At 70.9% G+C, this 16,066-nt stretch carries 14 protein-coding genes, 1 pseudogene and 1 riboswitch; of the genes and pseudogenes, 8 read left to right on the top strand and 7 right to left on the bottom strand.

The features are described 5' to 3' along the window. Positions 1-66: 66 nt before the first annotated feature. Positions 67-217: riboswitch (cyclic di-AMP (ydaO/yuaA leader) on the top strand. The 5 genes from CTE05_RS04325 (at position 218) to CTE05_RS20820 (ending at position 5,912) form a co-directional block, all read left to right on the top strand. Further along, the gene (locus tag CTE05_RS04325; protein WP_146844891.1) at positions 218-982 is read left to right on the top strand and encodes a C40 family peptidase; all 765 of its coding nucleotides are present in this window, start codon (positions 218-220) and stop codon (positions 980-982) included. A gap of 1,107 nt (positions 983-2,089) precedes the next feature. Continuing rightward, the gene (locus CTE05_RS04315) at positions 2,090-2,554 is read left to right on the top strand and encodes a M15 family metallopeptidase (RefSeq protein WP_186814731.1); all 465 of its coding nucleotides are present in this window, start codon (positions 2,090-2,092) and stop codon (positions 2,552-2,554) included. A gap of 262 nt (positions 2,555-2,816) precedes the next feature. Next, complete coding sequence (locus tag CTE05_RS04310) at positions 2,817-3,521, top strand: thioredoxin-like domain-containing protein (protein ID WP_222595408.1); 705 nt, start codon at positions 2,817-2,819, stop codon at positions 3,519-3,521. Positions 3,522-4,056: 535 nt separating this feature from the next. Next, a complete protein-coding gene (locus CTE05_RS04305; protein WP_146844889.1) occupies positions 4,057-5,175 on the top strand; it encodes a M23 family metallopeptidase in 1,119 nt (372 codons plus the stop codon). Between the two features lie 548 nt (positions 5,176-5,723). Next, entirely contained in the window at positions 5,724-5,912 is a 189-nt protein-coding gene (locus CTE05_RS20820; RefSeq protein ID WP_146844887.1) for a DUF1059 domain-containing protein, read from the top strand. A gap of 76 nt (positions 5,913-5,988) precedes the next feature. Here CTE05_RS20820 and CTE05_RS04290 read toward each other — a convergent pair whose 3' ends face one another. After that, positions 5,989-7,338: an alpha/beta hydrolase gene (locus tag CTE05_RS04290; protein WP_146844886.1), complete on the bottom strand. Its 1,350-nt coding sequence runs from the start codon at positions 7,336-7,338 to the stop codon at positions 5,989-5,991. Positions 7,339-7,523: 185 nt separating this feature from the next. Here CTE05_RS04290 and CTE05_RS04285 point away from each other — a divergent pair, with 185 nt between their 5' ends. Together CTE05_RS04285 and CTE05_RS04280 are read left to right on the top strand one after the other, a co-directional pair. Further along, positions 7,524-8,549 (top strand): GlxA family transcriptional regulator, encoded by a 1,026-nt coding sequence (locus CTE05_RS04285; RefSeq protein WP_146844885.1) that lies wholly within the window; start codon positions 7,524-7,526, stop codon positions 8,547-8,549. 312 nt (positions 8,550-8,861) lie between these two features. Continuing rightward, a complete protein-coding gene (locus CTE05_RS04280) occupies positions 8,862-10,400 on the top strand; it encodes a molybdopterin-dependent oxidoreductase (RefSeq protein ID WP_246123255.1) in 1,539 nt (512 codons plus the stop codon). A gap of 272 nt (positions 10,401-10,672) precedes the next feature. On the opposite strand, the pseudogene CTE05_RS04275 reads toward CTE05_RS04280, so the two are convergent. Both CTE05_RS04275 and CTE05_RS04270 read right to left on the bottom strand, forming a co-directional pair. After that, positions 10,673-11,066, bottom strand: a pseudogene (locus CTE05_RS04275) (transposase); the annotation flags it as partial. A 119-nt stretch (positions 11,067-11,185) separates the two neighbouring features. Further along, entirely contained in the window at positions 11,186-12,394 is a 1,209-nt protein-coding gene (locus CTE05_RS04270) for a vanadium-dependent haloperoxidase (protein ID WP_146844882.1), read from the bottom strand. 171 nt (positions 12,395-12,565) lie between these two features. On the opposite strand from CTE05_RS04270, the gene CTE05_RS04265 reads away from it, so the two are divergent. Continuing rightward, positions 12,566-13,252: a helix-turn-helix domain-containing protein gene (locus CTE05_RS04265; protein WP_146844881.1), complete on the top strand. Its 687-nt coding sequence runs from the start codon at positions 12,566-12,568 to the stop codon at positions 13,250-13,252. A 239-nt stretch (positions 13,253-13,491) separates the two neighbouring features. Here CTE05_RS04265 and CTE05_RS04260 read toward each other — a convergent pair whose 3' ends face one another. From CTE05_RS04260 to CTE05_RS04250, 4 genes are read right to left on the bottom strand one after another with little or no spacing between them, the layout of a single operon-like run. Continuing rightward, positions 13,492-13,761: a metal-sensitive transcriptional regulator gene (locus CTE05_RS04260; RefSeq protein WP_146844880.1), complete on the bottom strand. Its 270-nt coding sequence runs from the start codon at positions 13,759-13,761 to the stop codon at positions 13,492-13,494. A 54-nt stretch (positions 13,762-13,815) separates the two neighbouring features. After that, a complete protein-coding gene (locus CTE05_RS20840) occupies positions 13,816-13,932 on the bottom strand; it encodes a DUF8730 family Cys-rich protein (RefSeq protein WP_503826125.1) in 117 nt (38 codons plus the stop codon). 24 nt (positions 13,933-13,956) lie between these two features. After that, positions 13,957-14,316, bottom strand: coding sequence for a rhodanese-like domain-containing protein (locus tag CTE05_RS04255; protein WP_146844879.1), 360 nt, complete (start codon positions 14,314-14,316; stop codon positions 13,957-13,959). Positions 14,317-14,331: 15 nt separating this feature from the next. Next, the gene (locus tag CTE05_RS04250; protein ID WP_146844878.1) at positions 14,332-16,032 is read right to left on the bottom strand and encodes an FAD-dependent oxidoreductase; all 1,701 of its coding nucleotides are present in this window, start codon (positions 16,030-16,032) and stop codon (positions 14,332-14,334) included. Positions 16,033-16,066: the final 34 nt, after the last annotated feature.

Raw genomic sequence — 16,066 nt, 5'->3', positions numbered from 1 at the left:
CCTACCATCGTCGAAGCCGGGACACCCTGGCGCGGTCTTCTGGTGGGCGCCGAGCCCTGCCACCGCCCGAAGGCTCCGCAGATCATCGATGGCAGGGACGGGGGAACCAGGATCGTGGACGCTCAAGCAGCGTCCTTGGGGTGAAGCCAGCACCACTGGCCGGGCGACTCTCTCCCGAACCCGACAGCTCACCTCGCAGGCGTCCGAGAGGACATCCATGCCCGCACGCCACCGCGCCGCTCGCCGCCCGCTGACCGCCCTCGACGACCTCGCCGCGGCATCTGCCGACGGAATGGCGACAGCCGGGAGACGCTCAGCGGCCGCCGTCATCACCTCCGGCCTCGTCATGTCGATGTCCGGTACCCCAGCCTTCGCGGCGCGCACCTCGGAAGCCGGCGCACTGAGCGGCTCGGTGGACACCGCGCGACTCACGCAGGACGCTCGCGCGGTTCTCGAGCAGCAGGTGGTGGCCCCGTCGAACGTCGAATGGACATTCGAGGCGCCTGCCGTGACCGCCGTTGCGCCTGCCCCCGCGCCCGAGCCGGAGCCCGCGCCGGCGGCGCAGGCCTCTCGGTCCCGTGAGCGCGCCGCAGCACCCGCCGCCGCGACGGCGAGCGCCGAGCCCACGGTCGCCGTGCCGGCGAGCGCCAACGGCAACGCGATCGTCGAGATCGCCGCCCGATACGTCGGTGTGCCCTATGTCTACGGCGGCTCGACCCCCGACGGCTTCGACTGCTCCGGCTTCACGTCCTACGTCTACGCCCAGGTCGGCATCTCGCTGCCGCGCACCTCCTCCGCGCAGCGGAACGTCGGCACCGTCGTCTCGCGCGCCGACGCGCAGCCCGGCGATCTGATCTGGTCCCCGGGCCACATCGCGATCTACGCAGGTGACGGCCTCCAGGTCGATGCCCCTCGCCCCGGCAAGACGATCCAGATCAGGGAGATCTGGCAGTCGAGCCCGATCTTCATCCGAGTTGGCTGACGGTCATTGCCCAGCAATCTCGAGAGCGCACTTCAGGCTGCTCCCGGCACTGGCAGTGTCGCCGCTCCTCCGACTGCCAAGCCCGGCCTGACGGCGTGCTCACTCTGTGTGGGCGAGACGCTGGGCGATTCTGATCCGCGTGTAGGCGGACAGCTTGCTCGCCTCCGCGAGCTCGAGGCGCTCGGCGTCGCGCGCCTGACGTTGGCTGAGTGCCTCGACGAGTGCAATCGCGGCGACGTCATCGTGGCCAGGTCTCCGCGATCCGGGCGGCGCCGATCGGGCCGCCCGGTGTGGTTGGAGCGTGTCGCTGGTGATGAGCTGACCGGCGCGCTAGCGAGCTGGCTCGACCAAGGGGGACCTGGGCGGGCGCCCGTGCCCGCCGCCCTCGAGCCACTCGTCATCGACAGGTCGAATGGGCCCGCGGGCCAGGTGTCGCCCTAGACGTCCCGGCAGCAGCCCCTCGGGGTCTCCGCCTCAACTCACGCACATCACGCCAAGCCTGTCGGCGCCGCACGGCTTTGCGGACCGCTCGAAGCAGTTCCGGTCGGGCATCTTCATGGAACCTTGACGGCGTCGCAGGCAGGAGTTCGTCAGCGCCGTCGACGATCGAAGAGGCGCGACCGTCGCGCACGGCCGCTGCGGCCGATCCCTGTGAAGAGACAGGCGGGCCGTGACGACCACGACGCGAGTTCAGTGCGCACGCCGACCAGCTGGGTCGCTGCACCAGCGCCGCCGACACCTGTGCTGGCCGGAGTTCGATGGCAGCATCGCGTCGGCCCGACGGACGGCCGCGTGAGCTCGTCCGTCGGTGCGGGCCCGCTCCCGACCCGACGCTCCCTGCGAGACGGGGACCGTCGCTCCGTTCGCGCGCGAGTCGCTCAGAACCGGAGCTCTGCGTCCGTGGTGCGAGCTGGCTTGCTCGCGACGATGGTGGCTGTGTTCGTGGCACTGCAACCGTGGGGGGATCCGGGTCCTGCCCAAGCGTCCGCTGTCGCGGGCACCGGACCCACAACCCTGCAGGTGCTGAGCACTGCAGACTCTCTTGCGCCGCCTGCATCCTTGCTCAGCGCTGAGAACCCTCGCGAAGGCGGAGACGCCGCGTCGCGCATGGCCGACCGCACCGAGCTATCGGACTGCACCGGCATCTTCAGTGGCCGCGGGAGCAACGGGCGCCTGCTCAAGTCCGACCTGTGCGACCTGTGGCAAAAGCCCTACAGGGACCGTGCGGACGCGGTCGTCACGATCACCGACCTGAACTCCGTCTACACCGCCCGGTTCGGCGATCCGATCTGCCTGTCGTCCGGGTATCGCTCCATCGAGGAACAGGCAGCCCTTCGCTCCCAGAAGGGTGGGCTGGCGGCACCCGCCGGACAGAGCAACCACGGGTGGGGTCTCGCGGTGGACCTATGCCCGGAGGCGTACGCCGGAGAGCGGGGAAGGTGGCTCCATGACGTCGGGCCCGTCTACGGATGGGCGAACCCTGACTGGGCGCACCGAGGCGGAGACGGCCCCTACGAGCCTTGGCACTGGGAGTTCGTCCCTGGAGTGGAGGCGCTGGCCGACGGCTCCTGAACCTGGCAGGCGTCCGCCGCCTGACGCGGCTCGCCGGGCCGGACCGAGAGCGCGGCCCGCCCTGATCTCGCACGCCAGGTCCGGACAGCCCGGGCCCACAGGGGTTGAGTCTCGACGAGCGTCTTCAGCAGATCTTCGTCGTTCGGCAAGCGAAAGCGCTGTTCCGATGGCCGATCGTGGGCGTGCCCGACCACGTGTGCCCGGTCGGTGAGACCCGAACGCGTGTGGCGATAGCCACCGAGCACGACACCGAGGAGCCCACGTGAGCCCAGACGGCAAGCGATCCAACGACCGAGCAGCCCGCAAGGAACGCCTGCTGCAGCTCCAAGCCGCCCAGAGGCGCGCGGAGCGCCGTCGGACGTTGTTCATCGTCGGGATCGTGGCCGCAACGCTGCTCGCGCTGATCATTCCGACGGTCGTGATCCTCACCAACGAGGAGCGGCGCAATGACGCCGTCGAGGCGGTGGCGAGTTCACCCATCGAGGGTGAGCAGGACCTCCCCGTGTCGGAGGCCACGCACGTCCAAGGGGACGTGCAGTACGCGGACGTCACCGAGCAACCCGCAGAGCCCACGCCCGCACCAGAGGCCCCCGTCGAGCAGGGCACGCTGCTGCCTCCGGTCGGCGGAAACCACGACCCACTCCCGCAGACCTGCGGGTTCTACAGCGAGCCCATCCGCGACGAGAACGCCGTGCACTCCCTAGAGCACGGCGCCGTGTGGATCGCCTACCGGCCCGGCCTCGGCGACGCCGGTTCCGAGCGACTGCGCGCACTGGCTGACGAGAACCCCTATCTGCTGGTCAGCCCCTACGAAGGACTGGCAGCGCCGCTCGTCGCCACGGCATGGGGCGTACGGCTGGAGCTTCCTTCTGTCGATGACTCGCGACTGGAGCCCTTCCTCACCCGTTACCTCCAAGGAGAGCAAGCCCCCGAGCCCGGTGCCTCTTGCGAGGGCGTCGGTGGGTAGAGGCAGAAGACGCGCGGCAGGTGGCACGGCCGAGACGAAGAGCACCCTATTTGTGGATGTATTGGCTCCCGCAGTCAACGACTCGGCCGGCTCGGAGGTCGCAGCCGCGTGTCACGTCCGCGGGCCGGGACGACGCGCACGTAGCCTGCGGGCGGCCGCGCCTGATGCCCTGTCCCCGATCCCGGCCCCCGCACATGTCGATGCACTCCCGCGGTAAGCCGCCCCAATCAGCTGTGTCCACCCGTCGCCTGAGGCGGCGGGTCGGTGCGGTGCTTCTTGCCGCCGTGATCGCCCTGATGGGAACCGGAGGGGCGAGCTACGCCGACGGCATCGACGACCGACGCGCGGAAGCAGAGCGCCAGAGCGCCGCCGCGGAGCGACGCGCGGAGGAGCTCGAGCGTCCATCGAGGGCCTCAGCAGCGAGCTGAGTCAGGCGGCCCTCGACCTCCAGGCCACCGAAGCGCGTCTTCCCGATGCCCAGGCCGAGCTGGACACCGCACGCGCAACACTGGAGGCCACCCAGCGCGAGGCGGCCATGGCCGCTAGCCGGCTGCAGGACGCGACCGACCTGCGAGGCAGCCTCACGGCCACCATCGCTGCCGACCATGCCGACGAGGTCGAGCTGCGTGATGCCCTCGGCGCGATGGCGCGGGAGGCGTACCGCGGCGGACCAGGTCTCTCCGCCCTGGACGTCATCCTCGACGCCGAGGACGCCACCGAGTTCCTCGACAACGCCCGCCTCGTCGACGCCGCCCTGGCCAGCCAGTCGCGGATCCTGGACGAGCTGCGCGAGGTGGACGCCGCCAACCGCAACAGCGAGGCCCGCCTGAGCGCCGTGACCGACCGCGTCGCCGAGCTCAAGCAGCAGGCCGAGGCCAAGGTCGTCGCCGCCGACGAGGCCCGAAGCGTCGCGCAGGCGCACGAGGATGAGATCACCCAGCTCATCGCCGACCAGAGCGCCAAGCGGGACGTGATCGCGTCGCTGAAGGCGCAGGCCGAGACCGAGCAGGCCGAGATCGACGCCCAACAGGCGGCTCTCCAGCGCGAGCTGGTCGCGATCGTCGCCGAGCAGCGAGCTGCCCGCGAGGCGGCCGAGGCAGCGGCACGGGCTGCCGCTGAGGCGGCTGCGCGGGCTGCCGCTGAGGCAGCACGAGCTGCGGCAGAAGCGGCCGGGAGAGAACCGCCGCCGCCACCACCTCCGCCGCCGCCGGCACCGGTGCAGCCGCCCTCGGGCGCCGTCTCCGGCGCTCTGTTCGGCAACCCGACTGCCATCAACCCGATGTACGTCACGTCGGAGTACGGCATGCGGCTCCACCCGATCCTCGGCTACGTCCGCCTCCACGCCGGCATCGACCTGCGCACCGGGTGCAACACCGCTTTGTACGCGCCGCGCGCCGCGACCGTGCTCTGGTCGCAGTGGCGCAACGGCTTCGGGAACCAGGTCATGCTCGACTACGGGACGGTCCAGGGGAACGCCCTGATGAGCAGCTCCAACCACCTCACCCGCTCGGTCGTCAAGGCAGGACAGCGCGTCGACAAGGGTCAGCTCATCGGCTATTCGGGCAACACCGGACTGTCCGGCGCGTGCCATCTGCACTTCGAGGTCTACGTCAACGGGTCGACAGTGAACCCGCGACCACTGCTGGGCCTCTAGCCGGCGTCATCGCACTCGTCCTCTGGTCATGTCGAGCGTTGGTTAACCCGACGACGTGGCAAGCCCCCGGGGTAATCGGATCACCGGCGAGGTCGCGAGGACGGTTTCATCAAACCTTGATCGAACGTCGAGCAGTGGGTCGAAGACCGTGGGTGACACTGGGTTGATCAACGAGAGGCCAGGGAGCGCCCGTGTCTGTTCCACCCCGTCCACTTGTGCGGATCACCCTTGTGCAGACGTCTGGGTGCCACCTCTGTGACGAGGCGAGGACGATCCTGGCTGAGCTCGCCAAGGACCACCCGATCGAGGTCGACGTGCTGGGCGCTCAGTCCGACGTCGGGCGGTACCTCGTCAAACGACACCGTCCGCCACTCGCGCCGCTTGTCCTCGTCGAGGATGTGTACTTCTCCGCCGGCCGGCTCCCGCGCCGCAAGCTCGAGCGGACGCTCACGGCGCTGTCCACTCGCGACGCGAGAGTCGCAGGCTGAGGGGCCGGTCGGCTGCGCTGCTAGGTCGTCTCGCGCCCACTTCCAGCGCTTTCGAGCCGCATGTCATCGACAGACCGAAGGGTTGAACTGATGCCGCTTGAACTCACCTGCCACGCATGCGACGTCGTCTTGAGCGCCGAGTCCGAGGACGAGCTCGTCGACCTCGCGACCGCGCACGCGCTGAGCGTCCACGGACATACACCTCCACGTGACAACATCGTCACCCGCATCCGGCGGCACAACCCCTAGGTCCGGACCATTGTCGGGATGCCGACTGGGCACGTCCCCACCTCGGGTGTCCGCAGCCGCTGGAGTGGCCTCGGGGCTAGTCGGTCAGCGGCACGGCGGTCCGGATCGAGGCGACGACGTCGAGGATCGCCCGGGTGGTGGCGGCGGCGCCATCCTCGTCCACGATCATCCCCATGTGGTCGACGCCGTCGATGACGCGGTGGACGCTGCCGGTCGACAGCGTCGCCAGTGCCTCGTGTGCGGCGGACTCGCCGGGGTCGTGGCCGACGCCGGCGGTCAGGACGACCAACGGCTTGCCGGCGAAGTCACGCAGCGATGCCGCTTCCCGGGTGGAGGATCCGCCCTGGCCGTACTCCTCGATCGTGCTGCGCACGGCACTCGGCGTCGGCAGGCCGATCAGGCGAGTGATGCCGAGACGGGCGGAGGTCGAGACCAGGGTGACGACCCGATCCGCGAGGTCTGACGAGCCTCCTCCGTCGGTCACTGTCGCCGTCTGGCTTGCTCCGGATGCCGGAGCCGTAGAGTCCACCAACACCATGCCGGCGACCTCGTCGGGGTAGCGCGCGGCGAAGGACAGGACGTAGAGGCCGCCGAAGGAATGGCCGGCCAGCACATACGGTCCCGGGACGTGAGCGCGCTCCAGCAAGGTGTGCAGGTCGGTAGCGATCTGCGTCGCGTCCTGGCGGGTGTCGGCGGGTTCGCTCCAGCCCCGCCCTGCCCGGTCGTAGACGCAGACCCGGGTCTCGTGCGCGACCGTGGGTGTGATCAGGTCGAGTTGCGCGGAGACCATGCCGGCGCCTGGTTCCACGACGACTGTGGGGCTGCCGGAGCCCGTGCAGCTCAGGTGCAGGCTGTGTCCGCCGACGTCGAACAGCTGACCGGGCATGGCGTCGGCGGTCGCATCCACGGCCGTGCGCACAGTCTGGTATCCGCCGCCGAGCGAGGCGAGCGCCAGGACGGCGAGCACGGGGTAGACCAGCCGGCGTCGGCTCGGGCTGTGCAGGTGTCGACGGGCGGAGACGAGCATCCAGACGGCCAGGGCCAGCATGACGGGAGGCCACACCCAGCTGAGGAACCCGAGGGCCGAGGAGCCGAACGCAATCAGGAGCAGGCCGCTCAACCCCATGACCACGGCAGGTACGCCGGCCCATCGCTGTGGCTGGTCGGTGAAGCGCGTCGAGAGCACGGCCAGCGCTGCCCAGCCCAGAGCCAGCCCGCACAGGACCGCGCCAGTGAGCCCAGCCTCGGTCGGTGGGATGAACGGGGCAGCGACGAGGACCCCAGCCGCGAGGAGCCCGCTGGCGAGCGAACCGGCGACGATCCAGCCGATGCGCCCCCGGGACGAGCGAACGCGGGTGTCTGGGTGGCTCAGCGGAATCGGGGACGGCGCTCCTTCGGTAACGGGCGGAGTGGCGATGGTGGTCATGGCTGCCTTCTTCCGATGTCGAACGGACGTCGTGATGAGTTGCTGGGTCGATCAGGGAAAGGTCCGGAGGAGATCGGTGACCGTCTTCCCTCCAGCGTGGGGCTGCAGCAACCTGGCCACCAGGACACGTTCTTGACGTTTTCGGCCACCGGGTGCGCGGCGTACGGTCGGCGGATGGAGTCCCGATGACTGGGTCGACCGCCCTGGACGTGAGCGAGCCGGCGGTCGCCAGCGTCGTCCAGCGGGATGTGGTGATCGTGACCTTCGACGGAGCGCAGATCCTCGACGTCACAGGTCCGCTCGAAGTGTTCTCGACCGCGTCCCGCTTCCTGCCTGCAGCCCGGTACCGCACGCAGGTCGTGACCACCCGAGGCGGCCCGGTGCGTCCCAGCTGCGGGCTGGAGTTCGCGTCCACCACCGCCCGCGACGTCGTCGGCCCGATCGACACCCTGGTCGTCGCCGGCGGCACCGACATGGGCACGGTCGTCACGGACCATGAGCTGCTCGACGAGGTCCGACGGCTCGCCACCGACGCCCGTCGCGTGACGTCCGTCTGTTCCGGCGCGTTCGTTCTCGCGGCAGCCGGCCTGCTGGCGGGACGACGTGCTACCACCCACTGGGCGGAGTGCGGACTCCTCGGCGACACCTACGCGGACGTCACCGTCGACCGCGACGCGATCTACGTCCGCGACGGCAACGTGTGGACCTCCGCGGGCGTCACCGCCGGCATCGACCTGGCGCTAGCTCTGGTTGCCGACGACCACGGCCATCGGGCTGCGGCCACCGTCGCACGGCAGCTGGTCGTGTACCTGCAGCGCTCCGGTGGGCAGGCGCAGTTCTCCGCCCTGCTAGCCGGACAGACTGCCGACACGGAACCGGTTCGTGACCTCCTGGCGTGGATCCGCGACCACCTCGCCGACGACCTCTCCGTGCCCGCACTCGCCCAGCAGGTCAACCTCTCCGACCGGCAGTTCACCCGCGTCTTCAAGGCTGAGGTGGGGGAGACGGCGGCCTCCCACGTCGAAGCCGTCAGGCTCGAGTCCGCATGTCGGCTTCTCGAGACCACCAACAGGACCATCGAACAGATCGCCCATGCGTGCGGTTTCGGAACACCCGAGTCCATGAACCGGAGCTTCCGGCGACGGCTCAGCACGACGCCAGGCGCACATCGCCACCACTTCCGGGAGACATCCTCGGACCGCGACCGCTGACCTGGAGCGATCGTTGCTGGCCGCACTCGGGTTCAAGTCGAACCTTCGGCGCAGCGAGGCGCCCGAGCTGGGCCCACCGCGCGAGGTCCAGAGGTTCGCGCCGTCGGAGGCCCGTCCGGGCGAGCCTGCGTTCCGAACTCCCCGTGTCAGCAGCATCTCGATACGAGGCTCCTGTGGGGCCCGGCGCGAAACGGAGTTTCTTGTGGGTTTGCGTCACCAGCTCCAACTTGTCATCGCCAGCGCTGCCACCGTCTGGGCTGCCCTCTCCGTCCGTTGCGAGTGCCGGAGTTGAGCGCGGCACGACGAACCTGGGTGGGCCCGCGGCTTCTGGCTGCCCTGTCGGGGGTTCTGGCTGCTGCGACGACCCTCGCGGTCGCGCAGTTCATCGCCGTGCTCGTCTCGCCGCAGGCCGCACCGCTGATCGCCGTCGGCGGGGCCTTCATCGATGCGACGCCGCCGCCGCTGAAGGACTTCGCGATCGCGACGTTCGGCACGAACGACAAGCTCGCCCTCCTGATCAGCATGTCCGTGGTCATCGCGGGGGTCGCCGCCGTGGCGGGAGTGCTTGCGCGCCGGCGGTGGGTGCTCGGAGCGGGCATCGTCCTTGTCCTCGCGATCATCGGTGCGGTGGCCGCGGCTGCTCGACCGAGCGCGAGTGCGCTCGCCGTCGTGCCGAGCCTCGTCGGCGGCGCCGTGGGGCTGATCGTCCTGAGGATCCTCCTGTCCCGGCTGCCCGGTGCCCGCGCCCCGCAGCTGTCGGAAGAGCGAGCACCTGAGCACGGCCTCGGGCGGCGATCCTTCCTCACGGCTGCGCTGGTGACCGCAGCCGTCGCTGCGGCGGCCGGTGTCGGGGCGCAGCTGCTCGGTGCCGCCACGCAGACCGTCGAGGCGGCCCGTCGTGCCCTCCGGCTCCCGACGCCGTTCCGGAAGGCGCCGGCGTTGCCCGCAGGGGTCGAGTCGGGCGTCGCCGGCGCAGAGCCGTTCGTCACGCCGAACGACGGCTTCTACCGGATCGACACAGCGCTGGCGGTCCCCCAGGTCGATGCCGCGTCCTGGCGGTTGCGCGTGCACGGACTGGTGGAGGAAGAGCTCGAGATCTCCTTCCAGGACCTCCTCGAGGCCGACCTGGTCGAGTCGTGGGTGACGCTCACGTGTGTGTCGAACGTGGTCGGCGGCGACTTGGCTGGCAACGCCAAGTGGCTCGGGCTGCCGATCCGAGAGCTCTTGGCACGAGCCCGGCCGACCGCTGACGCCGACATGGTCCTGTCCACCAGCATCGACGGGTTCACTGCCTCGACGCCGCTCGCAGCGCTCACGGACGACCGCGACGCCCTGTTGGCGATCGGGATGAACGACGAGCCCCTCCCTGCGGTCCACGGGTACCCCGTGCGCATGGTCGTCCCCGGGCTGTACGGGTTCGTCTCCGCCACGAAGTGGGTCGTCGACCTCGAGGTGACCAGGTACGCCGACGCCCGGGCCTATTGGACCGACCGAGGCTGGTCGGAGAGGGGGCCGATCAAGACGGCGTCGCGCATCGAGGTCCCCGGCCCGTTCGCCCGCATCCCCGCCGGTCAGGTCGCGATCGGGGGCACAGCATGGGCCCAGCAGCGCGGCATCACCGCCGTCGAGGTGCGGGTGGACAACGGCGACTGGGCTCCGGCGACGCTCGCGACGGAAGCCTCCGTCGACACCTGGCGGCAGTGGTCGTTCCTCTGGGACGCCACCCCCGGCCTGCACCAGCTCACGGTCCGCGCGACCGACGCCACCGATGAGGTGCAGACGGCTGAACGTGTCGACACCGTGCCCGACGGAGCAACCGGTCAACACTCCGTCTCAGTCACAGTGGAATAGCAGCCTCAGGCCCGCCAGGTGCGGCGTGGCGTCGGCGGCCCGACATCGCTCCCCTCGGGGGTGACCTGGGTTGTCGTCCACCGTCGGTGTGAAGCACGCTGATGCCCGTCCCGATGATCCGGCAACAGACTCTCTGACCTGCCGCTGGAGTCGAACCCGTTACCTCTTTCGTGTCAGGCAGAAGAACGACGTCCGTCCACGTCCGCCAGCGATCGTCTGCGCAGGTCACCAGACTCCGCAGCCGCCGACGAATGCCCGCGGACACCGGCGAACGCGTTGTCGCCTGCGGAAGCGACCTGGCCCATCGACCCGATCAGTCGTGACGGGTCAGCTCGCGCAGGACCTTGCGGCTTCGGACTGGCTCCCGCGGTCGCCATGAACGATGCACCCGGCCGCGTCACCGCGGCGTTGGACGGCGCTGGCCAGCGCGTTCACCGCGATGTGTGAGGTCATCCGGTCGCCGATCGAGTAGCCGACGACCCGGTGGGAGAACACGTCCTTGATCGCGCAGAGGTAGACCTTGCTCTCGCTCGTCGCGTGCTCGGTGATGTCCCACAGCCACAACCGGTTCGGCCCGTCGGCGGTGAACTGGCGGCGCACGAGGTCGTCGTGCGCGGGCGGGCCGGCCTTCTTGCCGCCTCGCGGGCGTCTCTTGCCGAACACCGACCACCATCCGTTGTCCGCAGGCACGACTCGGCGATCCCGTAGTCGCGCTCGATCTGCTTGATCGGGCCTCGCCACGACGGGCGACGCCACGACGGCCGCAGCCATCCGCGACCCGGGCGTCAGTGGACAACCGCCATCACGCGGTCGGCCGTCGTGTGCCCGAGGTAGTAGCCGTCGTCCATGGCGTCTCGGAAGTGGAGGCCGCCCCAGATCCGGGCGTTGAGGGCGTCGTGCTCCAGCGCGGTCAACGTGGCATAGCTGCGCGTGATGGTCCCGGCCTTGAGGACCAGTGCGGTGTCGTCACCGAGCGTCCTGCGCAGCACCTGTGCGAACGGCGACGTCGCGCTGGCGTGCCCGCTCGTGTAGTCGGCGTACGCCGGGTTGGTCACCAAGGGCACCCAGTCTGCCTGGGGAGTGGTCGCGGGGTTGTCGTCCGTGTCCGCGCCCGCAATGGCCTGGAAGGGCCGCCAGTACCCGATCTCGTACTTGAGCCGCCAGGTCGCGATGAACGAGGTCACGAGGGCCGCGTCGATCCGGGCGAAGAGGCGGGTCGTCGGCAGCAGACCCAGCGGCTCGGCGGTGAGCAGGTCGCACACCGCCGTGCGGTACATGAACATCGGGTTGTTCGCGAAGAACTGCGCGATCTCCGTCTGGTCGCCGGTGCGGGTCGTCGAGCCGACGTTGCCGACCGCGCGGACCTCGTCGTAGTCCCGCGTGTAGGCGGCACTGGTGATGGGGTCCGGCCCGTCGAGGACGACGGGGCGGATGCGCACGACCGGGTCGACGTAGCCCAGCCAGGGCAGGGCCATCGCACCCCCCGGTGCAGGCTGCCAGACCCCAGGAGCGGGCGGCTTGCTGTAGACGTACGCGGGGTCGAGACGGCCGTCGTCGACGCGGGAGGCGATCATCCTGTCCGCGGCGGCGGCACCGATGGCCACACCCTTGTCCTGCTTCGCGCCGTCGCGGACCCTCGCCAGGCTCGTGGCCAGGTCGGTGTCGAGCGCCACCGCGGATGCCGGGAAGTACTCGATGAGCACGTCGTGCGCGGCCGTCGCTACCGCGGCCGCTGCTGTGTGCATGCCGTGCCGCTGCGCCTTCTTCGCAGCGTCGTGGACCGCGAGCGACGTGAAGGCGAGGTAGAGCGCGCCGAGCGGCGGCGCACTGCCGGCCTCGGTGTAGATGGTCCGGTTCGCCGTCCGCTGCCAGTCGACGGCGATCGATGATCCGAGCGGCTTGGCGCTCGCCGCCGATCCGACGACTGGCACCGTGATCAGGGGCGCGAGGAGGACTGCAGCGGCAGCCGCGACGATGCGACGACGTGGGCGCATGAGACGCACCTTTCCTCGAGGTTTCGTCCCAGTCTCGAACCGGCGGCGGGGTGACCACCATGCGCATTTCCGCGTATCTTCGCGGCGCTCGGTCCACGCTGGACGCCGGGGGGCATCGGGACGAGACTCGGGACGTCGCCCGTCGGGGCCGGCGGGCACGGAGAGCGAGCCATGGCCGACCTGCTGCTGCGCGAGAGGGAGCAGGCCGTCGTGCGCGCGCTGCTCGCCTCCGAGCCGGCGCCCGGCGCCGCCCTTCCGGGAGAGTGCGTCCTGCCCCACCTCGCCCGCCTGGTCGACTGCGACGCGCTCGGCATCACACTGCTCGACGGGACGGGTGCGGCGGTCGGTGGGGTGGGCATGCTCCACGATTGGATGAAGGGATATGCCCTGCGTGCCGGCGCCGGTCCGGTCCCGCTCGGCGACGACGATCTCCTGGGAGCACCTCCGCGCGACAGCCTGTCGGTGGGTTGGACCCCGCACCTGCTGACGGTCGGGGTCCGAGACGGCACTGGCCACGTCGTCCGGCTGTGGCTCGTTCGCCGGAGGAGTCGGTTCTCGGCTCGGGACCGAGACCTGCTCGGCCTCGTCGCCCCGGCGCTGGAGCGACTGCTGCGCGAGCGTCCGACTCCGGCGGCGCCGCTCTCGCTCACCGCGCAGGAGAGGCGCGTCCTGCGGATGGTGGCGGCAGGTCTCTCCAACGCCGAGATCGCGGAGCGGCTCTTCGTGGCACCGGCCACCGTCCGCAAGCACCTCGAGAACGCGTACCGGAAGCTCGGGGTCACCAACCGCCTCGCAGCGGTGTGCGTGCTCGAGGGCCGCCACCCGGCCGACGTCTACCGCGTCGACGTCCTCGCCTGAACGCCGCCCTCGCGGGTGCACGCGCTCCTCGTCGTCGACCATGTCGTGCCAATCCAGCCGAGATGCTCCAGCGCCCCTCCGGGTTGGAGCCCGGTCGGTACCCACAGCCCCTGATCCACGGTGGCGGTAGCGACGAGGAGTCGAGAGTCATCCGCCCACCGACGAGTCGTGCAAGCCCTGCACGACGCGCAGCCGCGTCCCTCGCTCGCCCGCCTCGGGCGGATGCGCGCCGTCGGGCGTCAGGCGAGTGAGAGGAAGAGCTTCTCGAGCTTCTGCACGTCGAGGGTGCCCGGCTCGCCGTCGTCCGGCTGGGTCAGGCACTGGCGCATGCCGGAGGCGATGATCGCGAACCCGGCGCGGTCGAGGGCGCGGGAGACCGCGGACAGCTGGGTGACGATGTCCTCGCAGTCGCGGCCCTCGTCGAGCATGCGCACGACGGCCGCGAGCTGGCCCTGGGCGCGCTTGAGCCGGTTGGACACCTTGGACATCTCGTCCTTGTCCAGCTCCATGGCGGTGTTCTCCTTCGTCGGGGGTGGGTCACGGTACCCGGGAGGTACCGATGCTCAGCGGCAGGTGCACCGCTGGGCGCGGGGCACGTCGGCCAGCACGGCGTCGACGTGCTCGCCGCAGCCGGCCCAGGTGACCTTGGCGCAGGTGGAGCAGAGGGCGGGTGAGCACATGGGGTTCTCCTTGCGTGGGGTGGGTCAGCGGCGGACGTCGCCGCCGGCGGCGCGCCAGGCGGCGATGCCGCCCGACAGGCTCGTGGCAGCGAAGCCGAGGGTGCGCAGGTGCTTGGCGGCCGTGCGGGAGCGCATGCCCGAGGCGCACATCACCACGACGGGTGCGTCCTGCTTCAGCCGTCGCGGTGCCTTCTCGATCTCGCCGAGGGGCACGTGCACGGCCCGGGGTGCGTGGCCGGCGTTCCACTCGGAGCGCTCGCGCACATCGAGCAGGGTGGCGCCGTCGCGGACGAGCTCGAGCGCGTGGGTGGCGTCGATGGTGGGCCGCAAGGTGTCGTCGTCGGAGCCGCCGAAGAGCCGGCGCAGGGTGCTGGTGAGGGACATGGGGATCTCCTGGGGTCAGGCGACGAGGTCGGGGCGGACGGCGGTGAGGGTGAGCCAGCCGCCGGAGAGGTTGCGGGCGTCCAGGCCGTCGGCGAGCAGGACGCGGGTGGCGATGTGGGAGCGCACGCCGGATCCGCAGTGCACGCTGACCGGACGGCCCGCCGCGGCCGCGCGGACCTCGGCCAGACGTGCGCGCAGCTCGGTGTGCGGGATGTGCATGGCGCCCTTGACGTGCCCGCGGTCGAACTCGGCCGTGGTCCGCACGTCCAGGACGAGCGTGTCCGCGAGGACGTCGTCCAGGTCGGTCGGGTGCCACTGGGGTGTGGTCCCGTCGAGGGCGTTCTGGGCGACGAACCCGAGCATGTTCACCGGGTCCTTGGCTGATCCGTACGGAGGGGCGTAGGCCAGCTCGAGCTCGGCGAGGTCGTCGGCGGTCATGTCGGCACGCAGCGCGGTGGCGAGCACGTCGATGCGCTTGTCGACGCCGGCGCGGCCCACCGCCTGGGCACCGAGCAGGCGGCCGTCCGGGGCGAAGCTGGCGACGAGGTGGATCTGCTCGGCGCCCGGGAAGTACCCGGCGTGGTGCCCGGGATGGATGCGGACCACCTCGTGCGGGATGCCCGCCCGGGCCAGTGTGCGCTGGTTCGCACCTGTCACGGCCGCGGTCAGGCCGAAGACGCGCACGATCGCCGTGCCCAGCACGGGCGCCCGCGGCGTGGTGCGACGACCGAGCATCGAGTCCGCGGCACGTCGGCCCTGCCGGTTCGCGGGTCCGGCCAGCGGCACGGGACCGACCGCTCCGGTGACCGCGTGGATGACCTCGACCGCGTCGCCGACGGCCCAGATGTGGGGGTCGGAGGTGCGCTGGTCGGCGTCGACCCGGACGGCACCTGTGGGCCCCACCTCCAGTCCGGCGTCGAGTGCCAGCCGGGTCGCCGGGCGCACGCCGACGTTGACCAGGACCAGGTCGGCGCTCAGGGTCGTCCCGTCCGAGAGGGCGACGTCGACGGCGCTGTCGGTGCCGGGTGTGATGGCGCGGGCGGACACGCCTGCGTACAGGCCGACGTCGTGGGCGCGGAGCTCGTCGGCGAGCAGGGGTGCCAGCTCGGCGTCCAGGGGCGGTAGCACGTGGTCGGCGAGCTCGACCACGTCGACCTCCAGGCCGCGCGCGACCAGCGCCTCCACGGCCTCGAGGCCGATGAAGCCGGCTCCGACGACGACGGCGCGGGCACGGTCGCGGCCGAGCCGTGTCACGTGCTCGTCGAGGGCGTCGAGGTCGGGGATGGTCCGCAGCGAGTGCACGGCGGGGTGGTCCAGGCCATCGATCGGCGGGCGCACCGCGACGGCGCCGGGGGAGAGCAGGAGAGCGTCGTACGTGAGGGTGTACGTGCCGTCGGCCGTGGTCACCGAGACGGTCTGCGCGGCCCGGTCGATCGCCGTGACCCGGCTTCCGGTGCGCACGTCGAGCGCGAGTGCGGCGCCGAGAGACTCAGGGGTGTTCAGCAGGAGGGCGTCCCGGTCCTTGATCTCGCCGGAGAGGTGGTACGGCAGGCCGCAGTTCGCGAAGGAGACGTAGTCCGACTGCTCGAGCACGACGATCTCCGCCTGCTCGTCCAGCCGCCGCGCTCGAGCGGCGGCGCTCATCCCCCCGGCCACGCCGCCGACGATCACGATCCTGCGGGGTCCGGGCGCGAAGCCTGGCTGTTCGATCTGCATGGGTGCCACTATACCCCAGGGGGTATCCACCCAG

Origin of the sequence: Cellulomonas terrae, assembly GCF_007990265.1 — a bacterium.
In the GTDB taxonomy this organism is placed as follows: Bacteria; Actinomycetota; Actinomycetes; order Actinomycetales; family Cellulomonadaceae; genus Cellulomonas; species Cellulomonas terrae.
The sequence above is the reverse complement of the archived record's forward strand: the minus strand, read 5'-3'. Positions and strand labels throughout refer to the sequence as shown.